The sequence below is a fragment of the Paraburkholderia sp. genome (assembly GCF_024281035.1).
Taxonomy (GTDB): Bacteria; Pseudomonadota; Gammaproteobacteria; order Burkholderiales; family Burkholderiaceae; genus Paraburkholderia.
Map to the genome: position 1 here is coordinate 201,452 of NZ_JAMXLH010000032.1, position 17,570 is coordinate 219,021.

At 59.6% G+C, this 17,570-nt stretch carries 16 protein-coding genes; 10 read left to right on the top strand and 6 right to left on the bottom strand.

Going from position 1 to position 17,570, the window contains the following annotated elements:
• Positions 1–221: 221 nt before the first annotated feature.
• Together Q0L30_RS12240 and Q0L30_RS12245 are read right to left on the bottom strand one after the other, a co-directional pair.
• Positions 222–785, bottom strand: coding sequence for an HAD domain-containing protein (locus tag Q0L30_RS12240; protein WP_296655259.1), 564 nt, complete (start codon positions 783–785; stop codon positions 222–224).
• Between the two features lie 136 nt (positions 786–921).
• A complete protein-coding gene (locus Q0L30_RS12245; RefSeq protein ID WP_367277813.1) occupies positions 922–1,122 on the bottom strand; it encodes a helix-turn-helix domain-containing protein in 201 nt (66 codons plus the stop codon).
• Between the two features lie 232 nt (positions 1,123–1,354).
• On the opposite strand from Q0L30_RS12245, the gene Q0L30_RS12250 reads away from it, so the two are divergent.
• Together Q0L30_RS12250 and Q0L30_RS12255 are read left to right on the top strand one after the other, a co-directional pair.
• Entirely contained in the window at positions 1,355–1,942 is a 588-nt protein-coding gene (locus tag Q0L30_RS12250) for an HAD domain-containing protein (RefSeq protein WP_296655261.1), read from the top strand.
• 203 nt (positions 1,943–2,145) lie between these two features.
• A complete protein-coding gene (locus Q0L30_RS12255) occupies positions 2,146–2,658 on the top strand; it encodes an antitoxin Xre/MbcA/ParS toxin-binding domain-containing protein (RefSeq protein ID WP_296655262.1) in 513 nt (170 codons plus the stop codon).
• Positions 2,659–2,754: 96 nt separating this feature from the next.
• Here the strand turns inward: Q0L30_RS12255 and Q0L30_RS12260 are convergent, their stop codons facing one another.
• Positions 2,755–3,711 (bottom strand): DNA-binding protein, encoded by a 957-nt coding sequence (locus Q0L30_RS12260; protein WP_296655264.1) that lies wholly within the window; start codon positions 3,709–3,711, stop codon positions 2,755–2,757.
• 178 nt (positions 3,712–3,889) lie between these two features.
• On the opposite strand from Q0L30_RS12260, the gene Q0L30_RS12265 reads away from it, so the two are divergent.
• The 8 genes from Q0L30_RS12265 to Q0L30_RS12300 all read left to right on the top strand — a co-directional run bounded on the left by Q0L30_RS12265 (position 3,890) and on the right by Q0L30_RS12300 (position 14,347).
• Positions 3,890–5,080, top strand: a complete 1,191-nt coding sequence (locus Q0L30_RS12265) for a tyrosine-type recombinase/integrase (RefSeq protein ID WP_296655265.1) — start codon at positions 3,890–3,892, stop codon at positions 5,078–5,080.
• Positions 5,081–5,318: 238 nt separating this feature from the next.
• Positions 5,319–5,858, top strand: coding sequence for a S24 family peptidase (locus Q0L30_RS12270; protein WP_296655267.1), 540 nt, complete (start codon positions 5,319–5,321; stop codon positions 5,856–5,858).
• Positions 5,855–6,607 carry a DUF5131 family protein gene (locus Q0L30_RS12275; protein ID WP_296655269.1) on the top strand — a complete coding sequence of 251 codons (753 nt, stop codon included), beginning with the start codon at positions 5,855–5,857 and terminating at the stop codon, positions 6,605–6,607. Before Q0L30_RS12270 ends, Q0L30_RS12275 begins: the two co-directional genes overlap by 4 nt.
• Positions 6,608–6,719: 112 nt before the next feature.
• On the top strand, positions 6,720–7,988 hold the full coding sequence (locus Q0L30_RS12280; protein ID WP_296655271.1) for a three-Cys-motif partner protein TcmP: 1,269 nt from the start codon (positions 6,720–6,722) through the stop codon (positions 7,986–7,988).
• 54 nt (positions 7,989–8,042) lie between these two features.
• The gene (gene tcmP / locus Q0L30_RS12285) at positions 8,043–9,233 is read left to right on the top strand and encodes a three-Cys-motif partner protein TcmP (RefSeq protein ID WP_296655273.1); all 1,191 of its coding nucleotides are present in this window, start codon (positions 8,043–8,045) and stop codon (positions 9,231–9,233) included.
• Between the two features lie 541 nt (positions 9,234–9,774).
• Complete coding sequence (locus tag Q0L30_RS12290) at positions 9,775–12,291, top strand: ATP-binding protein (RefSeq protein ID WP_296655275.1); 2,517 nt, start codon at positions 9,775–9,777, stop codon at positions 12,289–12,291.
• A 78-nt stretch (positions 12,292–12,369) separates the two neighbouring features.
• Positions 12,370–12,954, top strand: coding sequence for a DUF4406 domain-containing protein (locus tag Q0L30_RS12295; RefSeq protein ID WP_296655276.1), 585 nt, complete (start codon positions 12,370–12,372; stop codon positions 12,952–12,954).
• Between the two features lie 19 nt (positions 12,955–12,973).
• The gene (locus tag Q0L30_RS12300) at positions 12,974–14,347 is read left to right on the top strand and encodes a hypothetical protein (RefSeq protein ID WP_296655278.1); all 1,374 of its coding nucleotides are present in this window, start codon (positions 12,974–12,976) and stop codon (positions 14,345–14,347) included.
• A 105-nt stretch (positions 14,348–14,452) separates the two neighbouring features.
• Here Q0L30_RS12300 and Q0L30_RS12305 read toward each other — a convergent pair whose 3' ends face one another.
• The 3 genes from Q0L30_RS12305 to Q0L30_RS12315 are packed head-to-tail and all read right to left on the bottom strand — an operon-like array spanning position 14,453 to position 17,404.
• Positions 14,453–16,165: an ATP-binding protein gene (locus Q0L30_RS12305; RefSeq protein ID WP_296655280.1), complete on the bottom strand. Its 1,713-nt coding sequence runs from the start codon at positions 16,163–16,165 to the stop codon at positions 14,453–14,455.
• Positions 16,162–16,866, bottom strand: coding sequence for an SIR2 family protein (locus Q0L30_RS12310; protein WP_296655282.1), 705 nt, complete (start codon positions 16,864–16,866; stop codon positions 16,162–16,164). Before Q0L30_RS12310 ends, Q0L30_RS12305 begins: the two co-directional genes overlap by 4 nt.
• A complete protein-coding gene (locus tag Q0L30_RS12315) occupies positions 16,835–17,404 on the bottom strand; it encodes a hypothetical protein (RefSeq protein ID WP_296655283.1) in 570 nt (189 codons plus the stop codon). Before Q0L30_RS12315 ends, Q0L30_RS12310 begins: the two co-directional genes overlap by 32 nt.
• Positions 17,405–17,570 lie beyond the last annotated feature (166 nt).

Below are 17,570 nucleotides of genomic sequence, written 5' to 3' on the forward strand. Positions count from 1 at the left end.
CTTTCGGGTGATGCCATTGACCGACTGTTTGCGCCGTCACCCGCTCCGTTCCGGTTATCCCTACTGCGACTGCCTCCGGCGAAGGGGCGACCGCACGTCTGACGGTGCGGTTGATACTGTGACGTGCTTTCCTGCCAGAGTTTTCTTCAATTGCAGGTGGACATCCGGCATCAGACCTCGCACAACGCAACCGGCGGGGCAAGCGTTCATATGGAATCCGGTCAAGGGTAGCCACCATTAGCGCCGTGTGCTTCGGCCAGCCATTCCCGAATCCGCTGTTGCGCCTCAGCGTCACCAATACCGCGCCGGGACTCAAGCAGGACGAGATGCGGCTCAAGCGGGAGAAAGTTGGTGCTAAGGTCGCGTGCGCCATAAACGGAATCATCGATCGCCAGCCAGTTCTTCAGGCGATGTTCGAGTACGTACGAACGAATGATATAGGTGCGCGCGATACCAATCTTCCAGTCGCCGAAACGCGCCCTGTAACCCTGCGTTGTGCCAACTACCCGATTTGCAAGCGGCAGGGGCAGGAACGAAACGACCTGCTCGACAGACAGCTTGTTGAGCCAGGATGTGGTGAGAACGACTTCGACCTGGGGATAGGGTTCGAGCAGACTGACCAGCAACTGCGCAAATTCAAACAGCGGATTTCCTGTATCGAGAGATACTTTACCGCTTTCGTCAAGCAGCGCGTGGCCGCGGTGAAGTGCTCCATCGTAGTCAACGAAGAGCGTTGGCGTTGGCTGATCCAGAACTGCCACCAGGGATTTTGACTCGTTGCTCAAGCTTCAATCTCAGACATCGTGAACATGGTTCTCGCATTTTCGCATGGGCCCGCGCGGCAGGAGATAGCGGAGCTGCGAAAAAATTCGCGCTTCGCGGTCACCGACGACACGCATACCGTTTGGACGATTGAAGACATCAGGGCGACCGCATTGCACACGACGTTGCAAACAGCGACACCCGTAGACACGCCCGAGCGGTTCGCTCGGGCGCATGAAGCAAGCCAGCAGTTATTCGCAAGGCGCCTGCGATCCGGATGAGCTTGAGGATCGAAAGATTTCGATCCCCCCGTTCGATACGACCGATACGGCTGCGCTCGCTGGGGAAGGCGCGCGCGATGTATCCCGCGTAGCTTCATGATGGACGTAAGGTGGAACGCGTTATCACCTAACCGGTCTGTCGAAGGCGTGGATGTCGTCGGCGCCGCCGCGCTACTGCGCATACAAGGTGGCAGGCCGGTCGATCACTGGCAGCTCGATCCGCTGCAGGAGATCCGGGGCGGCACAACCGAGCCCAGCGCGTCTGAACACCGGCTCCCGACGGTGACCCGATTTATGACCGGTGCCAACTTATGACCCCAGGCGACGGCGAGGCATGGCCGGTGGACGTCACGATCCCTTACACCAGGCCGGCCGCGCCGCGCCAATGCGGCGGCGCGGTGCTATATCTTGATTTTGACGGCGTGCTGCACCCGGAGGATGTATGGCGCCGTCGTGGCGCGGGCCCCTATGTGGCCTCGCCGCCGGGGCACGCGGTGTTCGAGCATGCGGCACTGCTGGCGTCGTGCCTTGTGCCGTACCCAGACCTGCGCATCGTGCTGTCGACAAGCTGGGTGCGCGTGTTTCGCAGTGTCAGCAAGGCGGCCCGGTGTCTGCCGGCGTCCCTACGTGACCGGGTAGTTGGCGCCACCTTTCACACCCGGATGGCGTCGGCGGCATTTGAGGCGCTGCCGCGCGGCGCTCAGGTCTGGGGCGATGTGTGCCGCCGCCGGCCGACCGCATGGCTCGCACTCGACGATGATGATGCAGGCTGGCCGACGGTCTGCCTGGATCATTTAGTGCACGCGGATCCGGTGCAGGGCATCAGCGCGCCGCCGGTCCTGGCGGCACTGCAGGCCCGCCTCGCGGCGATGTATCCGGAAGAGGGCGGGTTACCATGATCATCCGCCACTTCTGGCGACCAGCGTCCGAGCGCCTCATCCGGTGCGTCATCCGCCGGAGATCAAATAAGCAAACGCAGGAATCCCTTAATGCAGATTAGGTAACTATCGTACAAATTTTCCAGGCCTGGAAATTCGATGAGACCGGCTAACGACACAGTCCATTTGAGCCAGAATGGCCATTCAAATGGAGGCAGTCCCCGATGACGACCACTGCTCCCGCCACCAGGGCAGGTCGCGCGAAATCAGCCCCGGCGCGCAAAGAACGCGTCCCCGGGGCGTTCCATCTTTTCGACTTCGCAGCGGTGTCTCAGGCAACGCCGCTGGAGCGCATCGCATGGATCAGGCATGGCATTGGCGCCGGATGCGTCATGGAGATGGCGGCACGAATGGACATCAGCCAGGATCGGTTGATGAAGCAGCTTGGCTTGCCACGCGCCACCATCGTACGCAAGGCAACGGCACGTCAAAATCTGTCGACCGCACAGGCCGAGCGTGTGATTGGACTCGCAATGCTCATCGTCCAGGTGCAGACGATGGTGAACGAATCGGGCAACCGGGAAGGATTCGATGCCGCGCACTGGCTTGCTCAGTGGTTCGAACGTCCGAATGCAGCCTTGGGCGGGCGGCGACCGGCCGAATTGATGGACACCGTCACGGGACAGAATCTGGTGTTCTCGATACTGGCGAAGCTGCAAAGCGCGGCCTACGCATGATCACAGTGCCACAGGCCCGCCCGGCGACAGCGCGGGCGGTATGTCTGGTGTCCTGCAAAATGCCGACGTTCACGGCCTCCCGGGTCGCGCGGCGTACTACGAGGTTTCCTGGCGCGCGCGCCTGGTTTTACGTGCCGACGACGACTCGTCACGGGCCTTGAGCTGGCCCTGTAGTAACGCAGCCTGGCGGGCCAGCGCGTCACGCTCCCGCCTCAGGTCACGGGCCTCTTCGAGGACACTGCCGAGCTGCCGCTCATGGCGGCCGGCAAGCCGCCTGTGTTCATCGGCCTCGGCCGAGATCCGCTGGACATCGGCGACGAGCTGCTCGTTGCGCTGGCGCGCGTCCGACAGCGCGGCCTCACTGCGCCGCTGTGCACCTCGCGCCTCTTCGGTCTGCAGCATCACATGTTTCTGGACGCTTTCAAGTCGTGCAGTCGCCTGGTCGACCTCGCCCCGCAAGGCCGCTTCGTGCTGCGCATGCGTGGTCCGTAACGCTTCGAGTTCACGCATGTGGGCGGCTTGCAGCTCGCGCAGTGTCTGTTCCGATTGTGCCCGGACTGCATCCCGTTCGGCCACGGCGGTTTCGGCCTGCCGGTGGGCGGCATCACGCTCGGCATCGGTTTTCGCGTGCTCAGCCTGCATCGCCGCGAGCCGTGCGTGCTGGTTGTCAAGCCGGGCGCGAACGGTGCGAAGTTCGCCCTGAAGTTCCGCGTTGGCAGTCTCGAGTGTCCCGGCGCGCGTGATGGCTGCGGCCGCTTCCGCTTCGAGTTCGTCGCCACGCTGAGCAAAGACCCGTTCGCCTTGCTCGACCGCGAGTGCCCAGACCGACAGCATCGCATTGGCGACGGCCGGCGGCAGCGCGGCCGCGAGCGCGTCGTTGCGCGCCTGCTCGTCCTTCCACAGCTTCAGTTCATCGTTGATGGTGGTGCGGCTGCCCTGGCGGATTTCGGCGTAGATCAGGTCGACGGTGAGCTCATGCGCAAGCCGGCCGGCGGTGACGAGTCGCGCGGCGGCTTCCCGGGTACGGAGTCGGGTGTCACTGATACGGCTCATGGGCGGAGTTTCACCGTGAAAAGTGGTTGAAGGGGGCGATTCGCCCAAAATTATAACGTTATATCTCAGTATAACGTTATACACATAATGATTTGATGGAGAAATTTGTGATAACGCCCATAATCGCAAGTTCTTATCCTGTACGCTGCGAAAACTCCATCCGAAAACGCGTCACACCATGAACCTTCCGACCGTCGCCCCAGCATCGCCGGAACTGCACCTGTCGCTCGGCCTGCCTGCGGCCCTCGACGGGCGCGACGGCACCAACCGCGCACGGGGCGGTCACCTGCAGATCGCGGCCGACACGGACGTGGAGGCCGTGCGCCTGTGGCTCGCGGAATATGCCGGCTCGCCGCACACGCTGCGCAGCTACCGGAAGGAAGCGGTACGCCTGCTGATGTGGGCCACCCGGACGTTGGGCAAGCCGCTCTCGAGCCTCACGCGCGAGGACTTCCTGCTATATGAACGGTTTCTCGCGGCACCCACCGGAGATTGGGCGGACCCGGCCCGGCCGCGTCGGGGTGGCACGCGCCGGCTGTTCGACGGCCCGCTGTCGGAGCGCAGCCAGCATCAGGCGCTCGGCATCCTGTCGGGCCTGCTGTCGTATCTGGTCAGTGCCGGTTATCTCGCTGGCAATCCGCTTGCGCTGCGTCGCAGGACCGGCGCGGCGGCGAAGCGCACGCGGCGGGTCGAAAGGTATCTGGATCACGCGCTGTGGGACTATGTGCTCGCCAGCGTCGAGCAGTGGCCTCGGCTAACCGCGCGGGATCACCAGCACTACGAGCGCAGTCGCTGGCTGATCCGCCTGCTGTACCACACAGGGTTGCGGGTCTCGGAAGCGGCGCATGCAAAGGCGGCCGACTTTTATCAGCGGCGGGGTAACTGGTGGCTGCACGTGGTGGGGAAGGGTGGCGCCGAGGGAGAGGTGCCGGTGAGCGCCGCGCTGATGGTGGACTTCGCGCGGTACCGGGTTTTTCATGGGCTCGCGCCAACGCCATTGGGAAACGAGACGGCGGCCGCGGTGATGAGCGTCGCGGGCGACCCGTGCAGACATCTGACGTCGGCGGCGGTCTACCTGATCGTCAAGGAAGTGTTCCGACGGGCCGCCGACACGCTTGCGATGAGCGATCCCGCGGGTGCCGCGACGCTTCGACGCGCATCCACTCACTGGCTACGGCATACCGCGGCGACACATCAGGCCGATGCTGGCACTGACCTGCGCTTCATCCAGAAAAACATGCGCCACGCGTCGATCCAGACGACCGGCATCTATCTTCATGCTGAAGATGATCGGCGGCATTTCGAGACCGTACAAGAGAGTGACGACAACATTGCACCGGAAGTACACCCCAGCGCTACGGGCATCTGAAGCGATGCGAAACCGATCGCGCGAACGTGTTCGAGTTGAGTCGGCGGTGACGTGATGGCGTTCGAATCGCGTCACGCAGGCAATTGAAACGGCTGAGCAGAGGCCACTTCCAAAGTAGACGAACGTACACTAATATAGAGTCATGGGGCGGCCGAACAAAGACCACATCTATCTAGAGAAAATCCGCGAGTATTTCGGGATGTACCGGTCGTTGCCGTCCTACGCGGAGCTAGGCAGGATGCTGGGCTTCAAGACGAAGAACGCGGCGTTCAAGGCGGCTGAACGGCTCACCGCCGCCGGGTTTCTAGAAGCGGGGCCAGGCGGCCGACTGGTTCCAGGCCCCGGATTCTTCCAGATCCCCTGGGTGAGTGATCGGCTTCCCGCTGGCCCTGTCGAAAGCGGCAGTGTTTCAGATGCGCTGGAGTTTCCAGACATTCAGGAGTTGCTGATAGAGCGGCCAGCAGAGACGCTCCTTGTTACAATCCGCGGCGACTCGATGATCGATGCAGGCATTCTCGACGGCGACATCGCGATAGTGCGTAAAAGCAGCAACGCTACAGCTGGTGATTTTGTGGTTGCGCTGGTCGACGGGGGCTTTACGTTAAAGGAACTGGGTTATCGCCGGGGGCAGCCCGTTCTCGTGCCTCATAACAAACGGTACAAGACCATCGCTCCTCAAGCTGAACTGAGCCTGCTGGGCATAGTGACAGGCATCATCCGTCGCTATCAGATGAAAGCCGGCGGCATTCGAGCGAGTTCGAAAAGGAAAAGACCATGACAACCGTCAGCAGCATTGAGTGGACTGAGCAGACCTGGAACCCTACCGTTGGATGCACCAAAATATCTCCGGGATGCAAGCATTGCTACGCGGAAGGAATGGCTCGTCGTCTAAAGGCAATGGGCACGCCGGGCTATGAGAATGGCTTTTCGCTTACACTGCTACCGACGCGGCTGGAAGATCCACTCAAGAGAAAGCGGCCGACAACATACTTCGTGAATTCGATGTCGGATCTGTTTCACGACAGAGTGCCTGATGCCTATATCGAACAGGTATTTGATGTTATCGCGCGCACCCCGCATCACACCTACCAGATCCTGACGAAGCGCGCTCCGCGGATGGCCCGTTACTTCAGGAAGCGCATCGTGCCGGCCAACGCATGGCTTGGTGTATCAGTCGAAGACCGCAAGTACGGCGTTCCGCGGATCGACCATCTCCGCACAATCGATGCGACGATCAGGTTTCTGTCCGTCGAACCCCTTCTGCAGGACGTCGGCGACCTTGACCTGTCCGATATTCACTGGGTCATCGTCGGTGGCGAGTCGGGCCCAAAAGCTCGGCCCATGAAAACCGAATGGGCATTGTCAATCCAGAGGCAATGCGAAGAGCAGAACGTGGCGTTTTTCTTCAAACAATGGGGCGGCTGGGGGGCGGATGGCAAGAAACGCGCGAAGGCAGCCAATGGCAGGCTACTCGATGGACGCACCTGGGATGAAATGCCGGCCGTCGTTTCCGAGCGTCTCGCGTAGCGTGCTCCGTTGTTTTCAGGGTAGGGCTTGATTTTACTGAGGCTTTTAGGGCAAATTGTTTGCCTGATAAGAAAATACGCCGCGATACGAGGCCGGTCGCGGACGACCTCACATGATTTCAAATCACTATGACTGGGTTCCCGGGGGGCCGCCGCCGTTAATCAAACGGCATAGCGAGGTCAAACACTCGCTGTTGCGGTCTTATCTGGTCGACTATTTCCTGACGCTCGTTTCCTCGCCGGCACAAGATCGGATCAAATTGACAATCGTCGACGGATTCTGCGGGGGCGGGTGTTACGTCAATGGTGCCGGGGAACGCGTGCCTGGCTCACCCCTTGTGATCCTAAACGCTATGCGCGAGGCACAGGCCAAGGTGATGGATCTCCAGCAACGTCGCAAGGAAATTCACTTTGACGTTGAACTGGTCTGCATCGATGAGTCAGCCGACGCAATCGCTTACCTGAGGGGGGAACTCGACGCGCAGGGCTATGGTCATGCTCTTCACTCCGGCTCGGTAAAGCTGCATTGTGGTACCTTCGCCAAACTGGCGCCCCAAATTGTCCAGAGGGCGACTGAGCGCTCGCCAAGAAGCGGGCGCGCCATTTTCGTACTCGACCAGTACGGATACAAGGCCGTGCCGCAGAGTGCCCTGGCGCTGATTTTCCGCACACTGCCGAGCGCCGAAGTCATCCTGACGTTTAACGTCGACGCGCTCATTAACTACCTGTCGCCCGGGACGCTCAGTGCCTTCGAACGCAGGACCGGCTTTACAGGTGCCGTCACCGCTGCCGATCTAGACCGCGGTACGCGAGGTCCAGGATGGCGTCATCACATCCAGTCCAGTCTCTATTCAACTATCACCGGCAGTTCCGGTGCGGATTTCTTTACGCCGTTCTTTATCCGACCCGAGCGGGGACACGGCGATTTCTGGCTGTTGCATCTATCCAAGCATTGGAAAGCCCGCGATGTCATGGCGCAGGCTCATTGGCAGCACCACAATCACTTTGGGCACTACGGACCGCCCGGGCTCGATATGTTGCGCACTGGCTATGCCGCCGTCATTAATCGCGAGAGCAGCCCACAGGCAACGTTCCAGTTCGATGATGTCGCCCGGGCAGCGAGTACGGACGCCATGCTTGCACAAATCCCCAGAAAGTTGGCGGCGCGGCCCAACGGCATCCCTTTCGGAGAGTTTTTCCTTTCGCACATTAACTCAACGCCCGCGACCATGAAAATGGTAGAAGCATCGGTGCTCGAACTGGTGCGCGCAAAAGAGATACAGGTGGTCGACACCGTCGGCGCTATCCGCAGTGTGCGAACCAGCCTGAGGCCCAATCACATCATCCGGTTGCCGTCGCAAAAGTCGTTTGCCTTCATTTGATTCACGATCACGAGGCCCGACGCAAATCGCATCTCATAGGCACGAGGAAGCACTATGGAAAACTCGATTATTCCGACTTCCTATCTGGGCAGGGAGCAGGCGCTCGTCAAACATCATCTTCTCAGGGAATACCTCGAAAAGCTTATGCTCATCATGGGCATGGGCTCTCGCCAGAAGGAGCTGATGGAACTATGTTACGTCGATTGCTTTGCCGGACCTTGGGGCGACGATAGTGAGGCGATGGAATCTACCTCGATCGCGATCTCGCTGAACACGCTTGAGGCTTGCCGCAAGAAGCTGGAACAGTTGAACATGCCGGTCCGTGTGCGGGCGCTTTACATCGAGGAAAGTCCTCGCGCCTTCGCCAGGCTGCAAAAGTTTCTGGCGACAAGTACGCCGGGTGGCATCGAGTCCTCGTGCCTCCAAGGCGACTTTGTGGTGCTTAGGGCGCAGATTCTCAAGTGGCTCGGGCCGCGCGCATTCGGATTTTTTTTCATTGATCCCAAGGGCTGGAGCGAAGTTAGCGTTCCCATCCTGCGTCCTCTGCTCGAGCGTCCGCGCTCGGAGTTCCTTATCAATCTTATGTACGACTTCGTGAATCGCACGATGTCGATGGCTGGCTGGAAGGAAGAGATGGCTGATCTCATTGGGGAGCAGCTCGACCTGACGGGTATGGACCCCACTGAGCGGGAGCAGCGCATTGTCCGTGCTTATCGTCAGAACCTGAAGGCGTGTGCTCCGTGTTCCAACCGTGCCTATCCGCCGCGCGCGGCCCATGTCCGCGTCATGGACCCTGAGAAAGACCGTACCAAGTATCAACTCATCTATCTGACGTCGCATGCGAAGGGGATTGTCGAGTTCAAGCGCATCTCGGAACAGGTCGACAAGGTCCAGCATCAGGTGCGCGCGGAGAAACGCGAGGTGCGGAAACTGAACCTGTCAGGGACCGGAGATCTCTTTGGCGCCGAGGGATATTTCGACCCGTCTGCGGGCCATGCCGGCGCGCTGGACGTGGTCAGATTCTGGCGGACGCACCTGAACGCGGGGCCCCAGACGATCAATATGTCGGATTTTGCGGATATTTTGGAGGAGACGGACTGGTTCGAATCCGACCTTCAGGCATCGCTTGCGCGTCTGATCAAGGATGGCAAAGTCGCAAACCTTTCGGCGGACGTGAAACGGCGAACAAAGCGGCCGCTTCACTTCGAAGAGAAGGGCGGCGAGACCTTGAAATGGATTGAATGAGGCTCCTCGTTCGCCATGAAAGCGCGCCGTCAACACTTTGCTGGACACGACGAGAGTGATCCGCGCCAGGCCGCACGCGACTTCCGGTGCGTCGAGAGCATTCGACGTCTGAAACCGGAAATTTCGCGCTTGCGCGAAATCGCCTTTCGGATAACGATCTAGCTCAAACGAGCCCTGACGGCTTGCGACGTGAGTTCGTTGCCAGCGAGCATCTGGCCGATTTTCGCGTTGTTGTTAAAAAGCGGACCGTCGAACGACATCGCTGACAACGTAGCCTTCAATCGAACTGCGATCGGCAGTACGTCCGCCTCCGCCTAGTTGACTTCGGGTCCGTTCATCTGAAGAACTGCTGGTACCCCTTGTCGTCGTCGCGACTGCGAAGGGGGCGTCGCGGCGCGAAGTCCGCGTCGCACCATAATGGTGCATGACGCCCGGTTTCCCTGCCGCGCGTCACGTGGAGCTCGGCGCGGGTGTCCGCATGCCCGCGGCGGACAGGTACAATTCTGTGCTGGAGAGGCAACGCAGTCGCGAGAGACCAGTGATGACAGACCTGCAAGACTATCTGACTAACCAGTACCCATCGGACACCCGTGATATTGACGAAGTCGAGCAGATGCTCGTCAGCGTCACCGAAGTCTACCGACTGGAGTTCGATCCGTCGGCAGCATGGCCCTATGAAATCCGGGCGAGCAAGGGCGTCAGCCCCCGTGCGGGCGCAAGGACGCAGAAGGCTCCGTCCCAAAGCACGACAGCAATGATCCTCGACGCGCTGCTGCGGTTCGGGGGACATTTCGACACTGTCGACACGAGCCCCGGCGGGATCAAGCGGAACGTGTTCGCCATTGCAAGCGGGAACGAAGGGTCCACGGCCCAGAACGGAACGCAGAACAATTCGCTGCCGGCTGTAGTCAAGGGGGCGGGCGCCATTCTGTCCAGCGTTGTTCGGCCATCCGGGACGGCCAGCACGTTTTCCACGACGTACGGCAAAAACGATATCTTCACGCTGGCCTGGGTGGCCGAAGTGGCGAGCGCCGACTGGAAGGGCATCTATCGGGACGACAAGGCGGCGACCGCACCGGCGGAGTGGGAAACGATCGCCAAACAGGTCGCGTTGACCGTTCTGAGCAAGGCGCGCAGCTGGCTGTGCAATCCTAATAAGTTCACGGAACTGCTGGACCCCGGTAACGAGAGTGACACGGCCGAGTCGCAAGCCAAGGTCCAGCCGCACGCATTCACCGTGCTCCGGCTGGTGCAGGCCTTGCAGCGCCTCTCCGCTCACTTGCCGGCCAGTCAGGTGCAGGACTGCTTCACGGCGTGCTATCAGTACTTCGAGCGGTTGTTGCATGAACAGCTGTCATTCAGCTCGATTCCAGACAGCCGTTTTGACCCCGCTGAACTAATGTTCTGCCTGGAAGGCATGCTGATCTGCCAGGAGAACACGGTGGATCGCACGGTCTTCGACCGCGTGATCTCGGTGCTGTCTGAAGTGCAGAAACAGAGCCCTTACTGGCGGCCGGTCAAGCCCTTTCTCACTACGCAGAAGGGCTATGCACTGTTTCCGGTGAGCGTCGAGATCGCCAACTCCCTGATGCGGGCGTGTGCGCTGCTTGATGGTGATTCGTTGCAGGACACGTACGGTTCGCGCTGTGTCGGGCTGCTGCGTCGTTACTGGCAATGGTTGCGGGCGCGCGCGCTCCGTTTGCAACGTGAAGGCGGCGTGCGGATTGGCTGGCATTCCGAACATGTCAACGACCCGGAGGTCATTCACCTCTGGGAAACGAGCCAGGTGATGGAATTCCTGCTGTCGTTCAGAAACGCGCTCCACCGACATGTCGCCCGCACCACGCTGGTCCTTTCCCGGTTCACCGAAAAGACGCCGAAGGTGAGTTCATGGGAAGCAGTGACGGCGAGCCACGAAGCGGTGAACCCGGACAATGGCGTCGGCAAGGAACAGCGACTCTCGATCTATCGTCGCATCAGAAAAGACTTTATCGGTCCGCGGACGGGCGAGGGGGGCGATCCGAACTTCTCGATGCTGCTGTACGGGCCGCCGGGTACGGGCAAAACCACTGTCGCCAGTGGGCTGGCCGCCGTGCTGAACCTGCGGTTCATTACCATCACGGTCAGCGACTTCCTGGCCGAGGGAGGAGCGCAGCTCGAAGCACGAGCCAAGGATATCTTTACGGTGCTGATGGCGCAGCCGGACTGCGTCGTGCTGTTTGACGAGATTGACCACTTCCTGCTGGACCGGGACTCGGAGCGGTATGGCAAGCAGGACACCGTGTTCCAGTTCATGACGCCAGGCATGTTGACCAAGCTGAACGACCTGCGTCGCAGACAGCGGTGTCTCTTCGTTGTGGCGACCAACTATGAAGACCGCATCGATGCGGCGATCAAGCGGACCGGCCGCATTGACCGCAGCTATCTCGTCCTGCCCCCGGATGCAGACAAGCGGAAATACTTCATCCAGCAGTGGATCGGCGAAGAGCCGATGAATCCTGCGAAGGAGAAGTATGAGAAACGTCTCTTTGGCGACGTTCGCATTCTGGACGAACAATGGATCACGCTGAAAAGGGAGTCGCTGTTTCTCGGATTTAGCGACATTGAAGGGGCAGTCAAGGAAATGAGGGGCAGCGACGCGCCTACCGTCGAATTGCTCGCGAAAGCGCTGGAGGCCCGGGCGCGTACGACTTCGCTCGAGGCTTACCAGAGCCGTTTCGCCACTAAAGAGGACGATCCTCTTCCTGTACGTGAAACGCCGATCCGGGAGTTTCTCTGCCTGCTGGCGCTGTACTGTGAAGCCCATCTGGGCAGGGCGCTTCCGCCTGGGAAGCTCGCGGCGAATGAAACGTTCGACCTTCCAAAAGACACGATGTCCCAGTCGGCGATCGCCGTTGTCGGCAAGTGCTATCGGGTGATCGCCGTTGAGATTGAAGGCAAGGAGGGCGCGGTGGGTGTGGTGGCCAAGTACGCTCCGGAGCTCAATGAGCGTGCTACACAGGCAGTCGCGGGCGTGCTCCTGCGATGCAAGCCACCGAAGCCACAGCCACAGGAATAGACCGAGGATGTGTCGTGAAACGCGCACGTGGCCGACACATCTGACAGGGACATCACAACGAATCAGGGTTGGGCCCGCATGGAAAACAGCTGCCAATCCGTGGCATTGAACGATGAGCAGCTACTTCAGGCGATTGCCTGTGTAGTTGATGGCAAAACCGCGACCTACGTGAGCGGTCCGATAACGACAGGCCAGCACTTCATCAACTGGTACCTTCGTACGGGCTCTCACCTTGTGCATGGAAGCGAGGACTATCTTGACGCCTTGCGTCGGGACGTAGTCAGCGCGAACCAGGCGATGATTGCGGAGGTTACGCGACAGACGCGACGCACAGGTCGCCTCGTCATTGAACCCGCCACACTCGAGGTGAACGGTTGGGGCCAGACAAACTACGTGTCCTTCTGGTTAAAGGTGATCGACACCTTTGCGTCGGACATGGTGATGGTTCCGCAGTGGCAATATAGCCTCGGCTGTTGTGCGGAATTTCGCCATGCAATCGACGGTGGATTGACAGTGAAAGACCACCGGGGCGAGCACATCGACCGCGCGACAGGCATGAACATGCTCCTCGATGCGGCAAACGATATTGAGGCGCGTGGCCACGATTTTCAGTTCCTTATAAAACTCGCTGCCAAGCTCCGGCGATTCGCTGATCAACATTAATGAAGCAGGTCCGATCAAAATGAATTTTCGCAAGGATGAATCTCTCGACCGTCTGGCCGAGGTTTTCAATGTCGCACAGTTCGTCAGCTATGCGCCGGGCGCGGTGCCGCTTCAGGCCTACGCGCGCGTGCTCGGCTATGAGGCGAACCATCAGTTTGCGACGATATCGGATGCTGTCGAGGTGCTTCTGGCAAGAAGCGCTGAGCGAACGGTCAATGTGCGCAGCTTTCTGCCAAATGACCCGAGAAGTCACGAGTTTATCTATGGTCTCTCGGACAAGGATGCTGTAGTCGACGCTGTCAGGCGGATCGCAGCGGCCGGCTTTCACGTCATCGTGAATGAAACCATCGACGTGAGCGATGGAGGCGTTTCCGGGGTGCTCGAAGGGGGCATCATGGAATTTGCGCCTGATGACACGCCGCGCTGCGTGGAAAAGCCAGGCGTCGCCTCGTTGCCGCGTCGTCAGGCCATCGACCTGCTTCAACTGGTATATGGATTTCCGATCGACATCAGATTCGATGACGATTTTCGGCTCGAACTCAGTATTCACCCACGACCCTGCGGCTGGAAGCATACGCACGTGATCGGCTGGGAACTTGAACGGGTCGGGTTCAAGTCGCTGCAGGCGAAGAATGCCTGGCCCAACGCATTCAGTCGGCATGTTGGCGACAAGGCATTCGGGCTGATCATGGCAATGCAGGCAGGTGTCGACGTACCGTACACAACGGTCATCGGACGTCGGGTCGCGCCTTTCTCCTTTGGTCGCGACACTGGTAACTCTGAATGGTGGCTCCGCACGTGCCCGAAGGAACAGGTGCCCGGCAAGTACACAACCCATCACGGGTGGCTTGATCCTTTCAGGCTTCTGGCTGAAGAAGATCCAGAAGGGTCTGCCATTGCGTCCGTTCTGTCCCAACGGGGTGTCCGCGCGCAATACTCGGGCGCGCTGATCGTCGATGCCAGTGACAAACCGGTCATCGAAGGAAAGCGGGGCGAAGGTGAAGATCTGATGCTTGGAATAAGACTTCCCGAGCAGTTACCGCAGCAAATCACTGCAGACGTTATGTCCATCTTCAATTTTCTTCGAGAGCGACTTGGTCCCGTGCGCTTCGAGTGGGTGCACGATGGAAAAAAAGTCTGGATCGTCCAGTTGCATCGGGGTGCGACACAGACCGCAGAAGGGATTCTGGTGCCGGGCGAGGCAAAGGTCTGGAACCGCTTTTATGTTTCGACGGGGCTCAATGCGTTGCGGAGCGCGCTCGATACACTCCCCGAAAACGAGGGGATCGTGCTGGTCGGAGAGATCGGCCTCACGAGTCATATCGCTGACGTTGTTCGAAAGGCCGGCAAGCCAGCCAGGAACATCGTGCGCGACGAACCCGTCAGCGTCTGACCTTCGTCCCTGCTGGCCTGCTGACAAGCAGGCGGCGAGACTTAGCGAAGTACCACTTTGCGGTGTCTTCGCTGTCAGGGGCTGCTGCCGCTAACCGCGGCGCGGTTACGCTTTCCAGAATCTGTGGTAAGCCGGCCCTTCTGACTTGGGCGGGTGTTCCGGCTCGGTTATCTTGACGGGCGTGGGCATCGGAAAATCGACACCCACCAGAATGGCCTCGCCCTGCCCAAGCGTCGGCAGGAATGCTGCCGCCGAACCGTCCAGATTCCCGCACGCTTTTTCGACAACGTCGCGATCCCGTTCATTGATGAGCCGATGGACGATAAACACACCCATCTGGCTTAGCACATCCTCGGGCACGTCGCGCGGGCGTTGCGTCGCCAGGATCGTCGTCAGACCATACTTTCGCCCCTCCTTGGCAATCAATCCAAAAGCATCCAGGTGTATGCGGTTGTTTTCGTCGCCCATGTTCCGGTTCAAGAACTGGTGCGCCTCATCCAGCACAACGACTACAGGCATCTTTTCGAAGACACGTTGACGAGCCATACCGAGCAGATAGCGTCCGATGGCATTTGCCAGCAGTTCACGGGCGTTGTGATCAAACGGCAGGAACTCCATCGAAATCCGGAGAACCCGGTTGCCAGATTCGAGAAATGCATCGATCTGGCCAGTGAGTGACGCCTCGAATGCCTGCGGATGGAAGAGGCAGCGCAATGATTTCGAGCGGGTAATCGAATAGATCTTCGCGACGAGTGTTTCGCAATAGCCTTTTGTGCGTTCGTCGTACCCGCCCCACACGGAATAGTCAGGTTTCGTCAGGGAGCCGCCGTTTTCGTAGACGCACTCCTCGAAGATCTGCTTTCCGAGCTGCGAAATAAGGTATCGGGCGCCTTCGGCCTCGACAGTTCCTTCATGGCGGGCCCAGGCAACGTTGAATTCCCGACGGACGGCGCCTGCCTTCTTGATGGTCAGGGGCTCCTCTTCGCCGTTCAGGACGTAGTTGAGCTTGAGGCTGCGCAGCGCTTCGCGCAGCTTGGGTACTTGCGCCCCGGGACTAGGCTGGAAGATGGCGAAAAGATCGGCCTCGGTGAGCTGCCAGTATGGAAAACCGACGAACTGGCGGGGATCGTCTTTGCTTTCTCGCTCGCCTCCCAGATGGATCGCATGGACACCTTCCGTGAAGGTATGAAATTCCCCCGTCGGATCGATCAGGATGATTTTGCCGCCGATGCGGGCGGCTTCCTGGACGATCCTTGCCACGGTCCAACTCTTGCCCCCTCCTGTAGCGCCAAGCACCGCACAGTGCCTGCCAAACATATGTGCGGGGCTAACATTTACCCGGGTACCCGATTCCTGCGAAATCGTCGCCAGTTCAATGAGCCCGGCAACGCCGGCGTTGTTGCCCTCGACGATGTGTTTGACCAGAAGGGGGTGTGCCGAATAGACCTGCTGGCCGATGCGGGGATGAACCGGAATGCCAGAAATCACCTTGCCGCTTGCCAGCTCGAGTGTCGTCAGTAACTGCACGAAACCGACCGGATGCGCGTCGGGGCGCTCACCCAGCACAGGTTCTGCCTTGAGCCGTTCATTGTCCGGCAGCCGGACCTCGGTAATCCGGCCGAGCACGGCAAGTCCTTCCCCTTCGATGAAGACAAACTCACCCACCTGGCCGCCGAGAACTGCGTATCCCGAATACTGGCGCGCCGACACGCTTGCGGCAAAAGGCAGATTGATCTTCGCAGCGTCGGGACTCACATACGATACGGAGCCGACATACCTGCTCGGATCGAACGGGCTGGTGGACAGGCGCCTGTTCATTCTTTTTCGCCTCGCAGACGCCGGAGACGCTCCAGGTGCTGCTCGAGATCCGTTTCAGCTGCAATGTCGGGCAGATGAGGCACGATTTCCTCGAACGTGGCGCTGATCAGCGCAAGGCGGGCATCGCCATGCTCGATGAGGTAACGGATCTTCTTCAGGTGTGCATTCGTTGCATCAATTCCCGCCTGTTTCGGATTGTTCATGCGCCAGCCCAGGCCCGGGTCACATACGGCTACCTTTAGACCAAGATTCGAGTTGATCGCCGACAGGATAGGTTCCGCAATGTGGTTGTCGTTAAAGCCGAAGCCGAGGATCAGCAAACCAGTGTCGGGTTGGCGAAGCGCCGCCTGAAGCGACGACATCATCTCAAAATAGGGTTGCTCGAACGCGAGTTCATATTTTGTGTTGCGGGGATAGACGAGCAGCGGACTGTCGCAATCAGGCTTTTTCTCGATCTCGTTCGTTACCGGGTTTCTCATCCAGTCAATCGATCCATGCAACTTGTAGAGCAGAAAGACGTTTGAGATGAAATCATGGCTATCGGGATTGCTGTCGCGCCTGACGATGTCGTACGTGAAGTAAAGGCTGTCGAAGACCTGTGGGCTGGCGTGCGAGAAGCCGTCGATCACGACGTAGCGTCCCTTACGCGCGGCGTACTCAAAGCACAGATCATAGTTCGTGGTGAAGAGCTTGCTGCGCATCTTGCGCGGTGAGCGGCGCGACAGTCTGGCGCAGAAAGTCTGCGTGTACGGCTACGTCATCATCGGGCTCCAGGAAACGCACAGCGTCCCGAACCGTCGATTCGGCCGCGTGAATGAACCGGCGGACGGCCTCGCGCCCATCCTGATCAGCCAGGAACTCGGCGGCGATCTTGCAGTGAGAAAGCAGCGCCTCGATATTTCCTTTTCGCTGCTCATTTTCTGGTAGACGTGAAAGCGCAAGAACCTGCTCGAAATCGTCACCGGTCACCTCGCGCACTTTTGACCACAGGTCCCACATGGTTGGCGCCAGTCTTTTGCCTTCGACCGGCTTGCGACCTTCGGCGCGTTTTTCCGCATCAACATTCACGTGCAACGATGTCCCGAGGCCTGTGAGAACAACCAGGTTACTGCACCGGAAACAGTCGGACAGACTGCGGCGAATTTCGTCGAGCGCCGGATCTGCCACGGGTTCGCCCTTCTCGACGGGTGGCTGTGTCATTTCCCACTGTCCGGCACTTCGGTAAGTGAAGACCTGCATTTGCTGGGTTCCGCGATGATAGTGCCGGGCAGTATACGATTTTCAGGTGTGTGCGAGGGTACCTACTGGCTTGGGTGGAGTCGAAAACGGGCGCGTTGTCATGCAATCTGGATAGTCGCTGGGTAGCCGGGATGTGCCGAAAGGGCCCTTTCGCCGGATGATAGAC